Source organism: Streptomyces sp. Je 1-369, from assembly GCF_026810505.1.
Classification (GTDB): Bacteria; Actinomycetota; Actinomycetes; order Streptomycetales; family Streptomycetaceae; genus Streptomyces.
Genome location: NZ_CP101750.1, coordinates 6455001 through 6475975 on the forward strand (window position 1 = coordinate 6455001; position 20975 = coordinate 6475975).

Here is a 20975-nt window from a genome sequence, read left to right on the forward strand (position 1 = left end):
TTTAGTAGCGCGCTCAAGACCCGAAGCGGAGTGATCTAGCCATGGGCAGGTTGAAGCGGCTGTAAGAGGTCGTGGAGGACCGAACCCACCAGGGTTGAAAACCTGGGGGATGACCTGTGGTTAGGGGTGAAAGGCCAATCAAACTCCGTGATAGCTGGTTCTCCCCGAAATGCATTTAGGTGCAGCGTCGTGTGTTTCTTGCCGGAGGTAGAGCACTGGATAGGCGATGGGCCCTACCGGGTTACTGACCTTAGCCAAACTCCGAATGCCGGTAAGTGAGAGCACGGCAGTGAGACTGTGGGGGATAAGCTCCATGGTCGAGAGGGAAACAGCCCAGAGCATCGACTAAGGCCCCTAAGCGTACGCTAAGTGGGAAAGGATGTGGAGTCGCAGAGACAACCAGGAGGTTGGCTTAGAAGCAGCCACCCTTGAAAGAGTGCGTAATAGCTCACTGGTCTAGTGATTCCGCGCCGACAATGTAGCGGGGCTCAAGCGTACCGCCGAAGTCGTGTCATTCCAGCAATAAGCCCCAACGGGTGCTGGGATGGGTAGGGGAGCGTCGTGTGCCGGGTGAAGCCGCGCCGGAAGGCAGTGGTGGACGGTTCACGAGTGAGAATGCAGGCATGAGTAGCGATACATACGTGAGAAACGTGTGCGCCGATTGACTAAGGGTTCCTGGGTCAAGCTGATCTGCCCAGGGTAAGTCGGGACCTAAGGCGAGGCCGACAGGCGTAGTCGATGGATAACCGGTTGATATTCCGGTACCCGCTGTGAAGCGTCAAACATCGAGCCCATTAATGCTAAGGCCGTGAAGCCGTCCTGGAGCCTTCGGGCAAAGGGAAGTGGTGGAGCCGCCGACCCAAGGTGGTAGTAGGTGAGTGATGGGGTGACGCAGGAAGGTAGTCCAGCCCGGGCGGTGGTTGTCCCGGGGTAAGGGTGTAGGCCGTGCGGTAGGTAAATCCGTCGCACACAAGGCTGAGACCTGATGCCGAGCCGATTGTGGTGAAGTGGATGATCCTATGCTGTCGAGAAAAGCCTCTAGCGAGTTTCATGGCGGCCCGTACCCTAAACCGACTCAGGTGGTCAGGTAGAGAATACCGAGGCGTTCGGGTGAACTATGGTTAAGGAACTCGGCAAAATGCCCCCGTAACTTCGGGAGAAGGGGGGCCATCACTGGTGATCGGATTTACTCCGTGAGCTGGGGGTGGCCGCAGAGACCAGCGAGAAGCGACTGTTTACTAAAAACACAGGTCCGTGCGAAGCCGTAAGGCGATGTATACGGACTGACGCCTGCCCGGTGCTGGAACGTTAAGGGGACCGGTTAGTGCGCTTTCGGGCGTGCGAAGCTGAGAACTTAAGCGCCAGTAAACGGCGGTGGTAACTATAACCATCCTAAGGTAGCGAAATTCCTTGTCGGGTAAGTTCCGACCTGCACGAATGGCGTAACGACTTCTCGACTGTCTCAACCATAGGCCCGGTGAAATTGCACTACGAGTAAAGATGCTCGTTTCGCGCAGAAGGACGGAAAGACCCCGGGACCTTTACTACAGTTTGATATTGGTGTTCGGTTCGGCTTGTGTAGGATAGGTGGGAGACTTTGAAGCGGGCACGCCAGTGTTCGTGGAGTCAACGTTGAAATACCACTCTGGTCGTGCTGGATGTCTAACCTCGGTCCGTGATCCGGATCAGGGACAGTGTCTGATGGGTAGTTTAACTGGGGCGGTTGCCTCCCAAAGAGTAACGGAGGCGCCCAAAGGTTCCCTCAGCCTGGTTGGTAATCAGGTGTTGAGTGTAAGTGCACAAGGGAGCTTGACTGTGAGACCGACGGGTCGAGCAGGGACGAAAGTCGGGACTAGTGATCCGGCGGTGGCTTGTGGAAGCGCCGTCGCTCAACGGATAAAAGGTACCCCGGGGATAACAGGCTGATCTTCCCCAAGAGTCCATATCGACGGGATGGTTTGGCACCTCGATGTCGGCTCGTCGCATCCTGGGGCTGGAGTCGGTCCCAAGGGTTGGGCTGTTCGCCCATTAAAGCGGTACGCGAGCTGGGTTTAGAACGTCGTGAGACAGTTCGGTCCCTATCCTCTGTGCGCGTAGGAATATTGAGAAGGGCTGTCCCTAGTACGAGAGGACCGGGACGGACGAACCTCTGGTGTGCCAGTTGTCCTGCCAAGGGCATGGCTGGTTGGCTACGTTCGGAAAGGATAACCGCTGAAAGCATCTAAGCGGGAAGCCTGCTTCGAGATGAGTATTCCCACCCCCTTTGAGGGGTTAAGGCTCCCAGTAGACGACTGGGTTGATAGGCCAGATCTGGAAGCCCGGTAACGGGTGGAGGTGACTGGTACTAATAGGCCGAGGGCTTGTCCTCAGTTGCTCGCGTCCACTGTGTTGGTTCTGAAACCACGAACAACCCCATGCATGGTCACGCATGGTGCGGTTGACAGTTTCATAGTGTTTCGGTGGTCATAGCGTGAGGGAAACGCCCGGTTACATTCCGAACCCGGAAGCTAAGCCTCACAGCGCCGATGGTACTGCAGGGGGGACCCTGTGGGAGAGTAGGACGCCGCCGAACTCCTTTTAATAAGAGCTGGTCCCTGAACTTCGGTTCAGGGACCAGCTCTTTTTTGTTTTCCGTCACTTGCCGTTCACGTTGTGCAGCCAACATCCGCTGTATGGGGACAGTTGCAATGTTGCGCGCCGCCGGCGTCGGTACAGGTGACGAAGTCGTCGTACCGGCCTACGGCAACACCGAGGTGACCGAAGCCGTGACGCTCACCGGAGCGGTGCCCGTCTTCGCGGACATAGAGCCCACCACGTACTGCCTCGACCCCGACGCCGTCGCCGCCGCGGTCACCCCGCGCACGGCCGCCGTCGTCGTCGTACACCGATTCGGCAACCAGGCCGATGTGCGGCGGCTGAGAGACGTAGGACAGCGGCACGGGTTGCTCGTCCTGGAGCAGGGGGAGTCCGAGGCCTCCCGCGACGGGCTGACGCTTCGGCGACAGCATGCCGCGTATCTCAATGGGCGGCTCAACGGCGTCGTGACGCCCGACGGCGGCGAGGGGCACAGCTACGAGCAGTACGTCGTGCGCGTGCCCGGCAACGGGCGGCCCGACCGGGACGCGTTCGCACGTGCCGTACGGGCCAAGGGCGTCGAGTGCCACGTGCCGGTGAAGACCCCCGTGCACCGCATGCCGCGGTTCTGGCGGGACGTACGGCTGCCCGAGACCGAACGGGCCGCGGACGAGACGCTGGCGCTACCCGTCGGGGCCTCCATGACGCGGCGTGAACTTCAACGCGTCGTGTCCGCGTGCAACGCGCTCGGCGGGCTGCTTCAGCCGGCCTTCTGAGCGCTACCCGGCTTTCCTTGGGTGGGACTTGAAGAACTCCCACATCAGGTCGGTCGCGTTGATACCCGCCCTCGGATCGGACATTCCGCCGCCCGCACCCCCCGGCCAGGAGTGGCCCATGTCGGGCAGCCGGTGGACGACCACGTCCGAGCCGTCGCGGCAGCTGGCCTCGGTCTTCTTGATGCCGGTGTTTCGCAGGCTGTCGGAGCTCCGCGCTGTGCAGTACAGGCGGTCCTGCCAGGTCTTGATGCCCTTGTCCATCGCGGGGAAGTACTGGTCCGCGCCGCCGAGGAAAGTGATCACGGAGACCGGGGACTTCGGCTTGTAGGAGGCCTTTTCGGCGTCCGTGCCGAGGAAGCCGCCGCTGACCGGGGCTATCGCCGCGAACGTGTCGGGGAGTTCGACGGCGAGCTTGTACGTCATGTCGCCGCCGTTGGAGATACCGGTGGCGTAGACACGGTCCCGGTCGGCGTTCCAGGTGCGGGTCAGCCTCTTCGTGATCGTACGGATGAATCCCACGTCGTCTTCCGTACCGCAGCAGATCATCGCGTTGAAGCCCTTGTTGAGGCCGTCCGGATAGGCGACGAGGAATTTCTCGTCGTCCGCCTTGGCGTTGAGGCCGCTGATGGCCGCCGCGGCTCTGCCGTCTCCCGGATACGGATGCATCGCCACGACGAGCGGGAGGCTCTCGGTGCGGGAGAAGCCGGGTGGGGCGTGGACGGTGTAGACGCGCTTCTCGCCTTTCCAGGAGAGCGTGACCTTCTGGTCGCCCGGACGTGGGCTCTCCACGGGCGACGGCTTCGTCGTCGGCGTCCCGTTCGAGGCCTTGTCGTTCTCCGATCCGCAGGCCGCCAGGGGCAGGAGCAAGGCGATGAGGGCCAGAGGGCGGACGTACCGCGCGTGCGTACCGCGTTGGGTCGGCATGGGCGCAGAGTGGCAGCGCCGGAAGGGGCGGTCCAGAGGAAGGGGCGGTTCGAGGCACCTTCGATTTCGGGTATGATCTATTCCGTTGCCGCGGGGAAAACCCCCGAAGGCAACAGGCCCCTATAGCTCAGTCGGTAGAGCGTCTCCATGGTAAGGAGAAGGTCAGCGGTTCGATTCCGCTTGGGGGCTCAAGCAGGAAAGGCCTCCGCCCAGTTGGGCGGGGGCCTTTTGCGTATTCGAGGGATGTGAGGGACGGGCGGGGGCACCGTGCGGTGCCCCCGGGACCGTCAGTCCTTCCCCGGGACCCTCAGTCCTTCTGGAGGCCGGGGACCCGCATCGCGAGGATCGCCATGTCGTCCGACGGCGCGTCCGTCGCGAAGCGCTCCACCGCGCGCATGATGCGGGCCGCGACCGCGCCGGCCGTCAGGCCCGTGCAGGTCGTGAGGACGTCGGCGAGGCCGTCGTCGCCGAGCATGCGCGTGCCCTCGCGGCGCTCGGTGACCCCGTCGGTGACGCACAGCAGGACGTCGCCCGGGTCGAGCGTCGCCGTCTGCTCGTACAGCTCCAGGTCCTCCATGACGCCGAGCAGGGGCTGCGGCTCCGCGTACGGCTCGACCGTGCCGTCCTGGCGCAGGCGCAGCGGCAGCGGATGGCCGGCGCAGACGATCTTCAGGACCGCCGAGCCGTCCTCCTGGGGCCACAACTCGCCGTACAGGAGCGTCAGGAAGCGGCTGCGGGCGCCCTCGTCGAGGATCGCCGCGTTGAGGCGTTCGAGGACCGCGGGGCCGCCGAAGCCCTCACGGGCGAGCAGGCGCAGCGCGTGCCGGGCCAGGCCCGTGACAGCCGCGGCCTCCGGGCCCGTGCCGCAGACGTCGCCGATCGCGAAGCCGTACGCGCCGTCGCGGATCGGGAAGAGGTCGTAGAAGTCGCCGCCGACTTCGTTGCCCTCGCCGGCCGCGCGGTAGATGACGTCGACCTCGACGCCCGGCACCTGCGGCAGTCCCGGCGGCAGCAGGCTGCGCTGGAGGGACTGGCTGATGGCCATGCGCTCCGAGTAGAGGCGGGCGTTGTCGAGGGCGAGGGCCGCTCGGCGGGAGAGATCTTCGGCCAATTCCAGGATCTCTTGGCGGAAGTGCTCGTCGGCGGGCTTACCGAGGGTGAGCATGCCGATGACACGGTTGCGGGCGACCAGCGGGAGGACGACGGTCTCGCCGCCCACCGCCGAAGCGGTGGAGAGCGTCGTGCCGATGCCCGAGCCGAGGCCGGGAGACTCGCCCAGACCCAGGCTGCGCATGGAGGTGCGCAGCGCGGCCTGATGGGCGGCTTCGGAGGGGGCCGCCCAGACGCGGGCGCCCGGAGTGGGCACCGGGTCCGGCGGGGCGATCTTGGAGAGGAGGGCCTTGAGGCCGTCGATGCGCTCCTCGTCCTCGTGCAGGACGTACGAGAGATAGGGCTCGGCGGACTGGTCGGCGATCGTGTAGACCGCGCACCAGGTGGCGAGTGTGGGGACCGTCATCTGGGCCATGAGGGCCAGCGTCTGGTCGCGGTCGAGGGTGCCGGCCAGGAGGTCGGAGGCCTCGACGAGGAACGAGAGCGAACCGCGGCGGAGCCGCTCGAGTTCGCCGAGTCGGGCGGACTCCACGGCAAGGGCGATGCGGTCGGCGGCGAACTGGAGGCGCAGGGCCTCCTCGTTCGAGTACCGCCCGGAGGCTTCGGCGGCGACGCCCAGGGAGCCCGTGAGGCGGCCCTCGACCTTCAGCGGGACCGTGACGACGGAGCGCATGCCGGTGCCGGAGAGCAGCGGGACGGCGCCGGGCACGACCGTGAGGTCCTCGTGGACGGCCGGCATGCGGGCGGAGCCGTACCGTCCGGGGGCCGACTCGACCTGGACGCGGGCGAAGCGCTGGCGGGCCGAGGGGAGGCCCGTGGAGGCGCGTACTTCGAGTTCGGTCTCGTCGTCGGTGGCCAGGAGCAGGAACGCCGCGTCGCCGTCGAGCATGTCGCGGGCGCGCTCGACGGTGCGCTGGAGCAGGCCGTCGAGGTCGTCGGGGGCGGGGGAGCCGATGAACACTTCGAAGGGGTCCGCGGCGTGCGGCTCGCTGAGGGAGCCGGGCTCGGGGGCCGTGCCGCGCAGCGGGGTCTGGAGGACGGCGCGCTCGTCGTCGCGTACGAGGAGGCAGACCGTGGAGGGTTCGCCGGCGGCGTCGCGCACGCGCAGGTGTGAGGCGTAGACCGGGATCACGCGGCCGTGGGCGTTGCGGACGCCGTAACTGCCCTCCCAGCGGGAGAGCTGGAGGGCCTCGGCGATGCCGGTGCTGGTGCCCGGGGTGTGCGGCCAGGCCGCGAGGTCGTTGAGGGGCTTGCCCATGACCTGCTCGGCCACGTACCCGAACAAATCCTCGGCGTCCTCGTTCCAGGCGGAGATGGCGCCCAGGCGGTCGATCTGGATGACGGCGACGCGGACCCTGCCGTCGGCGATGGGCAGCAGGTCGGCCGGGAGCGAGGGGCCCGCGGTGCGGGTGCCGACGGAGCGGTGGGGCAGGTCGAGCTGGAACCAGACCTGTTTGTGCGTGGGCGTGTAGTCGACGCCCCAGCGGGTGGCCAGGGCGGCGCAGAGCTGGAGGCCGCGGCCGCCCTCGCGGTCGGGGCTGCCCATGTTCACGGAGGACTGCTGGAGCGGGATCTCACGTTCCGGGTAGTGGTCGGAGACCTCGATGCGGACGGCGTCCTCGCTGCGCAGGCACTCGACGTCGGCGGCCGTCCCCGCGTGCACCACGGCGTTGGTGACCAGCTCGCTGGTGAGGACGACGGCATCGTCGATGACGTCGGAGAATCCCCACCCCTGGAGGGTGTCGCGCACAAAGGAGCGGGCCGTCGCGACGGAACGTCCGACGGGGTCGAAGGTGGCAGCCGCGCGCGCGGTGATCACAGCACTCCTCGTACGAGTATCGACAGTGTCGACTGTATCGACGCCCAGTTCTCCCGAACCCATGGTGCGGCCGCCCCTCCGATGCCCGCTTGTTTCGTGTACCACCGCCCAGGCCGGGCAGGACCGGGGTGGTTGGACAGCCGGATGCAAGGTTACTTACCTTCGCCGTCCATGCTGATGCCGGTCGTCAGTGTTTCCGCCCGGAGGGTGGTGTGCGGACGGTGTGCGAAGCTGCCGAACTGTTATGGCCTGGTTCGGCCATGGTGAAACACTGGGCAAGCTTCATGGAGACAGGTCAGAACAACCCGAGCAGTACCGGTCGACCCTTGCGGGAGGGACACAGTGGAGTCTGGCGCAGCGACGCGGGGCACTAAGACGCGCGCGAAAGACGGACAGTCCCTGAATAAACAGCGCAAACCGCGCAACGGGACGACGGCGTCCGTCGATGCGGCGGCTCTGAACAGGCTGCTCGCGGCCCTGGTGGCGATGCGGGACGGCAATTTCCGCAAGCGTCTTACGGTCTCCGGCGACGATGTGATGTCGGAGATCGCCGCCGTCTTCAATGAGGTGGCCGACCGGAATCTGCATCTGACGGGTGAGCTGTCGCGGGTGCGGCGCATGGTCGGACGTGAGGGAAAACTCACGGAACGGTTGGAGGGCGGCGCGAGCGAAGGGTCGTGGGCGGCCGCGATCGACGCGTCGAACGCGCTCGTCGACGATCTTGTACGTCCGGTCTCCGAGGTCGGCCGGGTCCTGTCCGCGGTGGCGGACGGTGATCTTGAGCAGCGCATGGAACTGCGGGCGCAGGGGGCCGACGGAAACGGGCACCCGCTGCGTGGTGAGTTCCTGAAGGTCGGGCGGACGGTCAACAACCTCGTCGACCAGCTCTCCACCTTCACGGACGAGGTCACGCGCGTGGCCAGTGAGGTCGGCACCGAGGGCAAGCTCGGCGGGCAGGCCCGGGTGCGCGGAATGTCCGGTTCGTGGAAGGACCTCACGGACTCCGTGAACACCATGGCGTACCGCCTGACCGCTCAGGTGCGGGACATCGCGCTGGTGACGACGGCGGTGGCCAAGGGCGACCTGTCGCGGAAGGTCACCGTCCATGTCGCGGGCGAGATGCTGGAGTTGAAGAACACCGTCAACACGATGGTGGACCAGCTCTCGTCGTTCTCGTCGGAAGTGACGCGCGTCGCCCGCGAGGTCGGCACGGAGGGCGAGCTCGGCGGCCAGGCGCAGGTGCCGGGTGTGGCGGGCGTGTGGAAGGACCTCACCGACTCGGTGAACCTCATGGCCGGCAACCTCACCGCCCAGGTGCGCGGCATCGCCGAGGTGACGACGGCGGTCGCCAACGGTGACCTGTCCCGGAAGGTGACGGTGAGCGCGCGCGGCGAGGTCGCCCAGCTCGCCGAGACGATCAACCAGATGACCGAGACGTTGCGCACGTTCGCGGACGAGGTCACGCGCGTGGCGAACGAGGTCGGCGCGGAGGGGCAGCTCGGCGGGCAGGCCAACGTGCCGGGCGCCGCCGGGACGTGGAAGGACCTGACGGACTCGGTCAACACGGTCTTCCGCAACCTCACCACGCAGGTGCGGGACATCGCGACGGTGACGACCGCCGTCGCGAACGGCGACCTGTCGCAGAAGGTCACCGTCGATGTCGCGGGCGAGATGCTCGAACTGAAGAACACCGTGAACACGATGGTCGACCAGCTCTCGGCCTTCGGCTCCGAAGTGACGCGCGTGGCGCGGGAGATCGGTGTCGAGGGTGAGCTGGGCGGCCAGGCGCAGGTGCAGGGCGCGGCCGGTACGTGGAAGGACCTGACGGACTCCGTCAACACCGCCTTCCGCAACCTGACCGGGCAGGTCCGCAACATCGCGCAGGTGACGACGGCGGTCGCCAACGGCGATCTGTCGCAGAAGGTCACCGTGGACGTCTCCGGTGAGATGCTCCAGCTGAAGAACACCGTGAACACGATGGTGGACCAGCTGTCGTCGTTCGCCGACCAGGTCACGCGGATGGCGCGCGACGTGGGCACGGAGGGGCGCCTCGGCGGGCAGGCCCGCGTGGACGGCGTGAGCGGCACCTGGAAGGACCTCACGGACTCCGTCAACTTCATGGCGGGGAACCTGACGTCGCAGGTGCGTCAGATCGCGCAGGTGACGACGGCGGTGGCGCGCGGCGACCTCTCCCAGAAGATCGAGGTCGACGCCCGCGGCGAGATCCTGGAGCTGAAGAACACCATCAACACGATGGTCGACCAGCTGTCCGCGTTCGCGGACCAGGTGACGCGGGTGGCCCGCGAGGTGGGCACCGAGGGCCGTCTCGGCGGTCAGGCGCAGGTGCCGGGCGTGGCCGGGGTGTGGCGTGATCTGACGGATTCCGTGAATGGCATGGCCGGGAACCTCACGGCGCAGGTGCGCAACATCGCGCAGGTCGCGACGGCGGTGGCGCGCGGTGACCTGTCGCAGAAGATCGACGTGGACGCGCGCGGCGAGATCCTGGAGCTGAAGAACACCCTGAACACGATGGTGGACCAGCTGTCCGCCTTCGCCGAGCAGGTCACCCGGGTCTCCCGCGAGGTGGGGACGGACGGCATCCTCGGCGGTCAGGCCGAGGTCCAGGGCGTCTCGGGCACCTGGAAGGACCTCACGCAGTCCGTGAACGGCATGGCGAACAACCTCACCCTTCAGGTGCGGAACATCGCCGAGGTCACGACGGCCGTGGCCATGGGTGACCTCTCCAAGAAGATCACCGTCGACGCGAAGGGCGAGATCCTCGAACTCGTCACGACGGTCAACACGATGGTCGACCAGCTGTCGTCCTTCGCCGAGCAGGTCACCCGCGTGGCCCGCGAGGTGGGCACCGAGGGTCAGCTGGGCGGCCAGGCGCGGGTGCCGGGCGTCACCGGCATCTGGAAGGACCTGAGCGACAACGTCAACCTGATGGCCAACAACCTGACCAGCCAGGTGCGGAACATCTCCCAGGTCTCGGCGGCGGTCGCCAACGGAGACCTGACGAAGAAGGTGACGGTCGAGGCGCGCGGCGAGGTCGCGCAGCTCGCCGACACGGTCAACACCATGGTGACGACGCTGAGTTCGTTCGCGGACGAGGTCACACGGGTGGCCCGCGAGGTGGGCACCGACGGCATCCTGGGCGGGCAGGCGCGCGTGCCGGGCGTCTCCGGTACGTGGAAGGACCTCACCGAGTCCGTGAACTCGATGGCGTCCAACCTGACGGGACAGGTCCGCAACATCGCGATGGTCACCACCGCGATCGCGAAGGGTGATCTGACCAAGAAGATCGACATCGACGCCCGGGGCGAGATCCTGGAGCTGAAGACGACCATCAACACGATGGTCGACCAGCTGTCGTCCTTCGCCGAGCAGGTCACCCGCGTCGCCCGCGAGGTGGGCACGGAAGGCCAGCTGGGCGGCCAGGCGCGCGTGCGGGACGTCGACGGCACGTGGCGCGACCTCACCGAGTCCGTGAACGAGATGGCGGGGAACCTGACCCGTCAGGTGCGGGCCATCGCGAAGGTCGCCACCGCGGTGACCCGCGGCGACCTGAACCTGAAGATCGAGGTCGACGCGGCCGGCGAGATCCAGGTCCTCCAGGACAACATCAACACCATGATCGCGAACCTGCGCGACACCACGCTGGCCAACAAGGAGCAGGACTGGCTCAAGGGCAACCTCGCGCGGATCTCCGGCCTGATGCAGGGCCGCCGCGACCTGGAGGACGTCGCCTCGCTGATCATGAGCGAGCTGACGCCGGTCGTCTCCGCGCAGCACGGCGCGTTCTTCCTGGCGATGCCCACGGACGACGGGCAGGATCTCGGGGGCGACCACGAGGACGCGTACGAGCTGCGCATGCTCGGTAGCTACGGCTACTCGATGGGGTCCATGCCGACGTCCTTCCGGCCCGGCGAGACGCTCATCGGGACGGCCGCCAAGGAGCGGCGCACCATCCTGGTGGAGAACGCGCCGTCCGGGTACCTGCGGATCGCGTCCGGTCTGGGGGAGGCGCCGCCCGCGCAGGTCATCGTGTTGCCGGTGCTCTTCGAAGGGACCGTGCTCGGCGTGATCGAGCTGGCCGCCTTCCAGCCCTTCACGCAGATCCAGAAGGACTTCCTCAGTCAGATCGCCGAAATGATCGCGACGAGCGTCAACACCATCAGCGTCAACACCAAGACCGAGGTGCTGCTCAAGCAGTCGCAGGAGCTGACCGAGCAACTGCGGGAGCGGTCGGCCGAGTTGGAGAACCGGCAGAAGGCCCTTCAGGACTCCAACGCGGAGCTGGAGGAGAAGGCCGAGCTCCTTGCCCAGCAGAACCGCGACATCGAGGTCAAGAACACCGAGATCGAAGAGGCCAGGCAGGTCCTGGAGGAACGGGCCGAACAGCTCGCGGTCTCCATGCGCTACAAGTCCGAGTTCCTCGCGAACATGTCGCACGAGCTGCGCACCCCGCTCAACTCCCTGCTGATCTTGGCCAAGTTGCTCGCCGACAACGCCGACGCGAACCTCACCCCCAAGCAGGTCGAGTTCGCCGAGACGATCCACGGCGCGGGTTCGGACCTGTTGCAGCTCATCAACGACATCCTCGACCTGTCGAAGGTCGAGGCGGGCAAGATGGACGTCTCCCCGACGCGCATCGCCCTGGTCCAACTCGTCGACTACGTAGAGGCCACTTTCCGGCCGCTCACCGCCGAGAAGGGACTCGACTTCTCCGTACGGGTGTCTCCGGAGCTGCCCGCGACGCTGCACACGGACGAACAGCGCCTGCTCCAGGTGCTGCGCAACCTGCTGTCGAACGCGGTGAAGTTCACCGACTCCGGAGCGGTCGAGCTGGTCATCAGGCACGCGAACAACGACGTGCCGAACGCGATCCGCGAGCAGCTCCTCGAGGCCGGTTCGCTGCGGGACGCGGACGCCGACCTGATCGCCTTCTCGGTGACGGACACCGGCATCGGCATCGCGGCCAGCAAGATGCGCGTCATCTTCGAGGCGTTCAAGCAGGCCGACGGTACGACGAGCAGGAAGTACGGCGGTACCGGCCTCGGTCTCTCCATCAGCCGGGAGATCGCGCGGCTGCTCGGCGGCGAGATTTACGCGCAGAGCGAGCCCGGCCGCGGTTCCACCTTCACGCTCTATTTGCCGCTGCACCCGAGCGAACTGCCGCCCCAGGGCTACGCGCAGCTGGCTCCCGCTCCCAAGCCGCGGGAACTGCCCGCACTGGAGGAGGCAGGCGCGGCAGAGGGCGCCGCGCAGCCGGAGGCCGCTCCTGTGCGCCGTGAGGAGCCGCCCCTGGGGTCCTCGGCGCTCTTCCGGCGCCGCCGCCGTCCCACGCCCGTACAGGAGCCCTCGGCGCTGCCCGGGCAGCCGGCCGGCGGAGCCCAGGAGGAGCGGCGGACGCAGGAGCCGTGGCCGAACGCGGGCCAGGAGACCCCGGTCGCGGCGCGGCCCGGTTTCCACTTCGGCGGCGAGAAGGTGCTGATCGTCGACGACGACATCCGCAACGTCTTCGCGCTCACCAGCGTCCTGGAGCAGCACGGTCTCGCGGTGCTCTACGCGGAGAACGGCCGGGAAGGCATCGAAGTGCTGGAACAGCACGACGACGTGACGGTGGTGCTGATGGACATCATGATGCCCGAGATGGACGGGTACGCGACGACGACGGCGATCCGCAGGATGCCGCAGTTCGCCGGGCTCCCGATCATCGCGCTCACCGCGAAGGCGATGAAGGGCGACCGGGAGAAGGCGATCGACTCCGGAGCTTCCGATTACGTCACGAAGCCGGTCGACCCGGATCACCTGTTGTCGGTCATGGAGCAGTGGATGCGCGCCGAGTGACCGAGAACCGGCTTCGTCACACGGAGTTGCTGACAGAGTGTGGCCGAGGTCGTGTAGAACCGCGGTATTCGGGGAACCTTCTGGTCTCCCACCGCGTTTCTGCTACGTGCACAGTGACATCGCGGTGACAGGGTGTGGCGACAGGCGGGGTGCGGCTACCATGACCGGCACAAGGACGGGCGGCGCAAGGGAGTCGTCCCCTGGGGCGGCGCCCGGTGTTTCGCCGGGGCGAGGAGGGCGGGCCATGGTGCAGAAGGCCAAGATCCTCCTGGTCGATGACCGGCCGGAGAATCTGCTGGCGCTGGAGGCGATCCTCTCTGCGCTCGATCAGACGCTGGTGCGGGCATCGTCCGGGGAGGAAGCGCTCAAAGCACTACTCACGGACGACTTCGCGGTCATTCTGCTGGACGTCCAGATGCCAGGAATGGACGGTTTCGAAACCGCGGCGCACATCAAGCGGCGGGAGCGGACCCGGGACATCCCGATCATCTTCCTCACCGCCATCAACCACGGGCCGCACCACACCTTCCGCGGGTACGCCGCGGGCGCTGTGGACTACATCTCCAAGCCGTTCGACCCGTGGGTGCTGCGCGCGAAGGTCTCGGTGTTCGTCGAGCTGTACATGAAGAACTGCCAACTGCGGGAGCAGGCGGCTCTGCTGCGACTCCAGCTGGAGGGCGGCAAGGCGGCGGCCGGTGACGCGAAGGAGCCCGCGGGGCTGCTCGCCGAGCTGTCCGCGCGGCTCGCCGCGGTCGAGGAGCAGGCCGAGGCGCTTTCCAAGCAGCTGGACGACGAGTCGGCGGACGCGGCGGCGGTGGCCACGGCCGCCCATCTCGAACGCAAACTCACCGGTCTGCGGCGGGCTCTTGACGCCCTGGAACCGGGCACAGGCACCGGCGCCCCTTCGGTGCCCTCGCAGAACTGACGCGGCACGAAGCCTCACTGACGAGGTTTCGTGCCGTCGGCATCCCGTGAACCACCGTCAGTTCCAGGCCTCCGCAGAGGCGACACGAACGGGTGAAGCAGTGGGCACACGTGTCCGCAGTGGCCCGCACCGGTAACCTCACACCCATGGCCTCACGTCAGTCCGCAGCCAAGAAGACGCCCGCGAAGAAGGCGGCCGCGCCGACGAAGGCTCCGGCGAAGAAGGCCGTCGCCCGACCTCCCGCGAAGAAAGCCGTGGCGAAGAAGGCACCCGCGAAGAAGGCACCGGCCAAAAAGGTCGTCGCCAAGAAGCCCGCGCCCAAGCCTGCGCCCAGCCCCACAGGGGGCGTGTACCGGCTCGTGCGCGCCGTCTGGCTCGGCCTGGCGCACGGGGTCGGCGCGATGTTCCGCGGCATAGGACGTGGCGCCAAGGGTCTCGACCCGGCGCACCGCAAGGACGGCCTCGCGCTGCTGCTGCTCGGCATCTCACTGATCGTCGCCGCGGGCACCTGGTCGAACCTGCGCGGCCCGGTCGGCGACCTCGTCGAGGTCCTGGTGACCGGCGCCTTCGGCCGCCTCGACCTGCTGGTGCCGCTGCTGCTCGGCGCCATCGCCGTACGCCTCATCAGGCACCCCGAGAAGCCCGAGGCGAACGGCCGCATCGTGATCGGCCTGTCCGCCCTCGTCATCGGCGTCCTCGGCCAGGTCCACGTCGCCTGTGGCTCACCGGCCCGCGGCGACGGCATGCAGGCGATAAGGGACGCCGGCGGCCTGATCGGCTGGGGCGCCTCCACACCCCTGATCTTCACCATGGGCGAGATCCTCGCGGTGCCGCTCCTGGTGCTCCTCACCGTCTTCGGACTGCTCGTCGTCACCGCGACGCCCGTCAACGCCATCCCGCAGCGGCTGCGGCTGCTCGGCGTCAAGCTCGGCGTGGTCCAGGCGGAGCCCGAGGAGTACGAATTCACGGACGACGACGAGCGCTACGACGAGCAGTGGCGCGAGGCGCTGCCCGTACGCCCCGCACGCAGGCGCTCCGCCGCCCCCGAGGCGTACGACGCCGACCACGCCGAGGAAGAGGCGCTCACCCGGCGGCGCAGGCCGCGCAGGACCCCCGTACAGCCGGACATGGACCGGCCGATGGACGCCGTGGACGTGGCGGCCGCCGCGGCCGCGTCCCTGGACGGCGCGGTGATGCACGGGCTGCCTCCCTCGCCGCTGGTCGCCGATCTGACGCAGGGCGTCTCCCAGGAGCGGGAGGAGCGCGAACACAGCCGACAGCGCGAACAGAGCCAGGCGCAGGAGCGCAAGGCTCCCGTACCGACCGCGCGCGCCACGGACGCGCCGGTGCCCGGCAAGCTCAAGAAGAAGCCGCAGCCGGCCGCCGACAGCACGGACGGAGCCGTCCCCGACCTCACCAAGTCCGCGCCCGAGACCCAGCGCGAGCTGCCGCCGCGCGCCGAGCAGCTCCAGCTCTCCGGCGACATCACCTACTCGCTGCCCTCGCTCGACCTCCTGGAGCGCGGCGGCCCCGGCAAGACCCGCAGCGCCGCCAACGACGCGGTCGTGAACTCTCTGACGAACGTCTTCACCGAGTTCAAGGTCGACGCCGCCGTCACCGGCTTCACGCGCGGTCCGACGGTCACGCGTTACGAGATCGAGCTCGGCCCCGCCGTGAAGGTCGAGAAGATCACGGCGCTGGCCAAGAACATCGCGTACGCGGTCGCGTCCCCTGACGTCCGGATCATCTCGCCCATCCCCGGCAAGTCCGCCGTCGGCATCGAGATCCCGAACACCGACCGCGAGATGGTCAACGTGGGAGACGTGCTGCGCCTGGCCGACGCGGCCGAGGACGACCACCCCATGCTCGTCGCGCTCGGCAAGGACGTCGAGGGCGGCTACGTGATGGCCAACATGGCGAAGATGCCGCACATCCTGGTGGCCGGAGCCACCGGATCCGGCAAGTCGTCCTGCATCAACTGCCTGATCACGTCGATCATGATAAGAGCGACGCCCGAGGACGTGCGGATGGTCCTCGTGGACCCCAAGCGCGTCGAGCTGACGGCGTACGAGGGCATTCCGCACCTCATCACGCCGATCATCACCAACCCCAAGCGGGCCGCCGAAGCGCTCCAGTGGGTCGTCCGCGAGATGGACCTGCGCTACGACGATCTCGCGGCGTTCGGCTACCGGCACATCGACGACTTCAACCAGGCCGTGCGCGAGGGCAAGCTCAAGACGCCCGAGGGCAGCGAGCGGGAGCTCAAGGCCTACCCGTATCTGCTCGTGATCGTCGACGAGCTCGCCGACCTCATGATGGTCGCGCCGCGCGACGTCGAGGACTCCATCGTGCGCATCACGCAGCTCGCGCGCGCGGCGGGCATCCACCTGGTGCTCGCCACCCAGCGCCCGTCCGTGGACGTCGTGACGGGCCTGATCAAGGCGAACGTGCCCTCCCGGCTCGCGTTCGCGACCTCCTCGCTCGCCGACAGCCGCGTCATCCTCGACCAGCCGGGAGCGGAGAAGCTCATCGGCAAGGGCGACGGCCTGTTCCTGCCGATGGGGGCGAACAAGCCCACCCGTATGCAGGGCGCCTTCGTCACCGAGGACGAGATCCACGCGGTCGTCCAGCACTGCAAGGACCAGATGGCGCCCGTCTTCCGGGATGACGTCACCGTGGGCACCAAGCAGAAGAAGGAGATCGACGAGGACATCGGCGACGACCTCGATCTGCTGTGCCAGGCCGCTGAGCTGGTGGTTTCCACACAGTTCGGGTCCACGTCCATGCTGCAGCGCAAGCTGCGCGTCGGCTTCGCCAAGGCCGGCAGGCTCATGGACCTCATGGAGTCGCGCTCCATCGTGGGGCCCAGCGAGGGCTCGAAGGCACGTGACGTTCTTGTGAAACCCGACGAGCTGGACGGAGTGCTCGCGGTGATCCGCGGGGAGGCTCAGCCAGAAGGGTGAGCGAGGCTCACCCGTAAGGGAGAGGCAGGCAACCGTTTCTCTTCGGCATACGTCAAGTTGAGGAGAGAAGAGCACGATGTCCCACCATCAGGATGTCCGGCCATTCTGATGGCGTACAAAGTCCGTCCGCCCGGTTGCCCCACCCTTTCAAGGCCCCCCTAAAATGAACCTCCGGCAGGTGGCTACACGCGAAAGGCGCCCCCGTGTCCATCGGCAACTCCCCTGAAGAAGACCGACCTTCGGACGACCGCCTAGACCGCACCGACCGTGTCACGGACGAGAGTCCGGCAGACGGGAGCCGGGCAGGCGACCGCCCGGCGGACGACCGCCCGGCCGAGCAGCGGCCCTCGATCGGCCATGTCCTGCAGCAGGCCCGTATCGACGCGGGCCTGACCGTCGACGAAGTGAGCGCCTCCACGCGCGTGCGCGTCCCGATCGTGCACGCGATCGAACTGGACGACTTCTCGCGCTGCGGCGGCGATGTGTACGCCCGCGGCCACATCAGGACGCTGGCCCGCGCCGTCGGCCTCGATCCGGCCCCGCTCGTCGCCCAGTACGACGACGGACACGGCGGCCACCCGCCCGCGCCGACGCCCGCGGCGCCCCTCTTCGAGGCCGAGCGCATCCGCTCCGAGCCGCGCCGCCCGAACTGGACCGCGGCCATGGTCGCCGCGATCGTCGCGGTGATCGGCTTCGTCGGCTTCACCGCGTTCAGCGGCGGTGACGACAGCGACGAAGGCTCCAAGTCCGTCGCCGAAGGCGCCACCGCCGCCCCCACCAAGACCAGCGAGAAGCCGAAGCCCAGCAAGCCCGCCGACCCCAAGCCCGACCCGTCGGACAGCGCCATCGCCGGAGTCCCGCGCGACAAGGTCACGGTCAAGGTGCAGGCCGCGGACGGCCGCAGCTGGATCTCGGCCAAGGATCACAGCGGGCGCACGCTCTTCGACGGCGTCCTCGAGCAGGGCCAGGACAAGACGTTCCAGGACAAGCAGAAGGTCGACCTCGTCCTGGGCGACGCGGGTGCGATCGAGCTGTACGTGAACGGCAAGCAGGTCGAGAACGAATTCGAGCCCGGCCAGGTGGAGCGCCTCACGTACACGAAGGGCGACCCCGAGGCCGGCTGACCACCTTCCGTACGCCGCTGACCAGCGGTTCCGTGGGGTACGCGGTGACGGCAGGGTGACGTGTGGGCGGCCGTCGCCCGACCGCCGGGTAACCCTGGCGGCGGGGGCCGAGGCGCGGACGAAGTAGTCTTGAGACCATGCCCGAACGCCGCACTGTCGCCCTTGTCACCCTTGGCTGCGCCCGTAACGAGGTGGACTCGGAGGAGCTCGCAGGCCGCTTGGAGGCGGATGGCTGGCAGCTCGTCGAGGACGCCGAGGACGCGGACGTCGCCGTCGTCAACACCTGTGGCTTCGTCGAGGCCGCCAAGAAGGACTCCGTCGACGCCCTCCTCGAAGCCAACGATCTGAAGGGTCACGGCAAGACCCAGGCCGTCGTCGCGGTCGGCTGCATGGCCGAGCGGTACGGCAAGGAGCTCGCCGAGGCGCTGCCCGAGGCCGACGGCGTGCTCGGATTCGACGACTACGCCGACATCTCTGGACGCCTGCAGACGATCCTCAGCGGCGGCAGCGTCGAGGCGCACACCCCGCGCGACCGGCGCAAGCTGCTGCCGATCAGCCCCGCCGAGCGCCAGCTGGCCAAGGCGGACGTCGCGCTCCCGGGCCACGCGGACGCCGCGGCGCCCACGGACCTCCCCGAGGGCGTCGCGCCCGCGTCCGGGCCGCGCGCCCCGCTGCGCCGCCGCCTCGGCACCAACCCCGTCGCCTCCGTGAAGCTGGCCTCCGGCTGCGACCGGCGCTGTTCGTTCTGCGCCATCCCGTCCTTCCGCGGCTCCTTCATCTCGCGGCGTCCCTCCGACGTCCTCGGTGAGACCCGCTGGCTCGCCGAGCAGGGCGTCAAGGAGGTCATGCTCGTCTCCGAGAACAACACCTCGTACGGCAAGGACCTCGGCGACATCCGGCTCCTGGAGACGCTGCTTCCCGAGCTGGCCGCCGTCGACGGCATCGAGCGCGTGCGCGTCAGCTACCTGCAGCCCGCCGAGATGCGACCCGGCCTCATCGACGTCCTCACGTCGACGGAGAAGATCGCCCCCTACTTCGACCTGTCCTTCCAGCACTCCGCCCCCGGCGTCCTGCGCGCCATGCGGCGCTTCGGCGACACCGACCGCTTCCTGGAGCTCCTGGACACCATCCGGTCCAAGGCGCCGCAGGCCGGCGTCCGGTCCAACTTCATCGTGGGCTTCCCCGGTGAGACCGAGGCGGACCTCGCGGAGCTCGAGCGCTTCCTGACCGGCGCGCGGCTGGACGCCATCGGCGTCTTCGGATACTCCGACGAGGAGGGCACCGAAGCGGCCACGTACGACGCGAAGCTCGACCAGGACGTCGTCGACGCGCGGCTCGCCCACATCTCCCGGCTCGCCGAGGAGCTCACCTCGCAGCGCGCCGACGAGCGGCTCGGCGAGACCGTCGAGGTCCTCGTCGAATCCCTCGACGAGGAGGAGGGCCCGCTCGGCAGGGCCGCGCACCAGGCACCCGAGACGGACGGCCAGATCCGCTTGACGGGGTCCATGGGTGGGGATGCCTTGCAGGTCGGCCGTATGGTCGTGGCAAAGGTCGTCGGCACGGAGGGCGTGGACTTGGTGGCCGAGTGTCTCGAGGAGGCCCGCAGATGACAGGAGTCCCGGCACCCGCGGGCGGCTCCGGCGCTCAGGGCGCTTCGAGCGCCCAGCCGGTGCGCGGCGGGAAGCTGGGCGCCGCGGCGGTCAATCAGGCCAGCCTGTGGAACGTCGCGAACCTGCTCACCATGGTGCGGCTGCTGCTCGTGCCCGGCTTCGTGATGCTGCTGCTCGGCAACGGAGGGTACGACCCGGCCTGGCGCTCGTTCGCCTGGGCCGCCTTCGCCGTCGCCATGATCACCGACCTCTTCGACGGTCACCTGGCACGCACGTACAACCTGGTCACGGACTTCGGGAAGATCGCCGACCCCATCGCCGACAAGGCGATCATGGGGGCCGCGCTGGTCTGTCTGTCCTGGCTCGGCGATCTGCCCTGGTGGGTGACCGGCGTGATCCTCGGGCGCGAGCTCGGGATCACGCTGCTGCGCTTCTGGGTGATCCGCTACGGCGTCATTCCGGCCAGTCGCGGCGGCAAGATGAAGACGCTGGCGCAGGGCACGGCGGTCGGGATGTACGTTCTGGCCCTGACCGGGCCGCTCGCGACGCTGCGCTTCTGGGTGATGGCCGTCGCCGTCGTACTGACCGTGGTGACGGGGCTCGACTATGTGAAGCAGGCCGTCGTGCTGCGCAGGCAGGGCATGGCCGAGGCGCGTGCGGCGGCCGCGGAGTCCGCTCGGGAGGCAGCGAAGTGACGTCCCGCGGGCTCCCGGCCGACAAGGTGCGGGCCGCTGACGCTCTGGTGCGGCTGCTGTCCGCGCGCGGTGAGACGCTCGCCGTGGCCGAGTCGCTGACCGGAGGCCTGGTGGCCGCCGAGATCACTTCGGTGCCGGGGGCCTCGAAGGTCTTCCGGGGGTCGGTCACCGCGTACGCCACGGAGCTGAAGCGGGACGTGCTCGGGGTCGACGGCACTCTGCTGGAGGAGCGCGGGGCCGTGGATCCCGAGGTCGCGCGGCAGATGGCGGACGGTGTGCGCAGCGTTCTCGGCGCGGACTGGGGCATCGCCACGACCGGGGTCGCCGGGCCCGAACCCCAGGACGGCCGGCCGGTCGGGACCGTGTACGTGGCGGTTTCGGGGCCGGATGTCGAAAGCATGCGCGGTTACGCCGTTGGCGGAGCGCGTGGGAAAGTGGCCGCTCTGCGGTTGAACGGTGACCGTTCGGAAATCCGTATGGAGAGTGTACGGAGCGTGCTCACGTTGCTTCTCGAGCGGCTGTCCGGAGAACGTTCCGGGAATGGGCGGGCACAGGATACGGAACAGAACGGGGGGAATTGATGTTTGCAGCCCTGAGTGAAC

At 67.9% G+C, this 20975-nt stretch carries 10 protein-coding genes, 1 tRNA gene and 2 rRNA genes (1 of these 13 only partly in view); 11 read left to right on the plus strand and 2 right to left on the minus strand.

Annotation, left to right across the window (positions count from 1 at the left end; translation table 11 throughout):
- From NOO62_RS29305 to NOO62_RS29315, 3 genes are all read left to right on the plus strand, one after another.
- A 23S ribosomal RNA gene (locus NOO62_RS29305) occupies positions 1-2368 on the plus strand; it begins 754 nt to the left of the window's first position.
- 87 nt (positions 2369-2455) lie between these two features.
- A 5S ribosomal RNA gene (gene rrf, locus NOO62_RS29310) occupies positions 2456-2572 on the plus strand.
- A gap of 115 nt (positions 2573-2687) precedes the next feature.
- On the plus strand, positions 2688-3350 hold the full coding sequence (locus NOO62_RS29315; RefSeq protein ID WP_268775831.1) for a DegT/DnrJ/EryC1/StrS family aminotransferase: 663 nt from the start codon (positions 2688-2690) through the stop codon (positions 3348-3350).
- Between the two features lie 3 nt (positions 3351-3353).
- On the opposite strand, the gene NOO62_RS29320 is transcribed toward NOO62_RS29315, so the two are convergent.
- On the minus strand, positions 3354-4274 hold the full coding sequence (locus NOO62_RS29320; protein ID WP_268773805.1) for an alpha/beta hydrolase family esterase: 921 nt from the start codon (positions 4272-4274) through the stop codon (positions 3354-3356).
- Between the two features lie 116 nt (positions 4275-4390).
- Between NOO62_RS29320 and NOO62_RS29325 the strand changes: the two genes are divergently transcribed.
- Positions 4391-4463, plus strand: a tRNA-Thr gene (locus tag NOO62_RS29325).
- A gap of 118 nt (positions 4464-4581) precedes the next feature.
- On the opposite strand, the gene NOO62_RS29330 is transcribed toward NOO62_RS29325, so the two are convergent.
- The gene (locus NOO62_RS29330; protein WP_268773806.1) at positions 4582-7203 is read right to left on the minus strand and encodes a SpoIIE family protein phosphatase; all 2622 of its coding nucleotides are present in this window, start codon (positions 7201-7203) and stop codon (positions 4582-4584) included.
- Positions 7204-7545: 342 nt separating this feature from the next.
- Here NOO62_RS29330 and NOO62_RS29335 point away from each other — a divergent pair, with 342 nt between their 5' ends.
- The 7 genes from NOO62_RS29335 (at position 7546) to NOO62_RS29365 (ending at position 20954) form a co-directional block, all read left to right on the plus strand.
- A complete protein-coding gene (locus tag NOO62_RS29335; protein WP_268773807.1) occupies positions 7546-13056 on the plus strand; it encodes a HAMP domain-containing protein in 5511 nt (1836 codons plus the stop codon).
- A gap of 244 nt (positions 13057-13300) precedes the next feature.
- Positions 13301-13981, plus strand: a complete 681-nt coding sequence (locus tag NOO62_RS29340; protein ID WP_268773808.1) for a two-component system response regulator — start codon at positions 13301-13303, stop codon at positions 13979-13981.
- Positions 13982-14127: 146 nt separating this feature from the next.
- Positions 14128-16944, plus strand: a complete 2817-nt coding sequence (locus NOO62_RS29345) for a DNA translocase FtsK (RefSeq protein WP_268773809.1) — start codon at positions 14128-14130, stop codon at positions 16942-16944.
- A gap of 350 nt (positions 16945-17294) precedes the next feature.
- Positions 17295-18068 (plus strand): helix-turn-helix domain-containing protein, encoded by a 774-nt coding sequence (locus NOO62_RS29350; protein ID WP_398973105.1) that lies wholly within the window; start codon positions 17295-17297, stop codon positions 18066-18068.
- Between the two features lie 137 nt (positions 18069-18205).
- A complete protein-coding gene (gene rimO, locus NOO62_RS29355; RefSeq protein WP_268773811.1) occupies positions 18206-19678 on the plus strand; it encodes a 30S ribosomal protein S12 methylthiotransferase RimO in 1473 nt (490 codons plus the stop codon).
- Positions 19675-20373: a CDP-diacylglycerol--glycerol-3-phosphate 3-phosphatidyltransferase gene (pgsA, locus tag NOO62_RS29360; RefSeq protein WP_268773812.1), complete on the plus strand. Its 699-nt coding sequence runs from the start codon at positions 19675-19677 to the stop codon at positions 20371-20373. The genes rimO and pgsA overlap by 4 nt, the downstream gene beginning before the upstream one ends.
- Positions 20370-20954, plus strand: a complete 585-nt coding sequence (locus NOO62_RS29365) for a CinA family protein (protein WP_414930903.1) — start codon at positions 20370-20372, stop codon at positions 20952-20954. Before pgsA ends, NOO62_RS29365 begins: the two co-directional genes overlap by 4 nt.
- Positions 20955-20975 lie beyond the last annotated feature (21 nt).

Excerpts from the sequence above, each read along its gene's own strand:
- NOO62_RS29345 (WP_268773809.1), top strand. The coding sequence starts at position 14,128 with ATGGCCTCACGTCAGTCCGCAGCCAAGAAGACGCCCGCGAAGAAGGCG.
- rimO (WP_268773811.1), top strand. The coding sequence starts at position 18,206 with ATGCCCGAACGCCGCACTGTCGCCCTTGTCACCCTTGGCTGCGCCCGT.
- pgsA (WP_268773812.1), top strand. The coding sequence starts at position 19,675 with ATGACAGGAGTCCCGGCACCCGCGGGCGGCTCCGGCGCTCAGGGCGCT.
- NOO62_RS29320 (WP_268773805.1), bottom strand. The coding sequence starts at position 4,274 with ATGCCGACCCAACGCGGTACGCACGCGCGGTACGTCCGCCCTCTGGCC.
- NOO62_RS29315 (WP_268775831.1), top strand. The coding sequence starts at position 2,688 with ATGTTGCGCGCCGCCGGCGTCGGTACAGGTGACGAAGTCGTCGTACCG.
- NOO62_RS29340 (WP_268773808.1), top strand. The coding sequence starts at position 13,301 with ATGGTGCAGAAGGCCAAGATCCTCCTGGTCGATGACCGGCCGGAGAAT.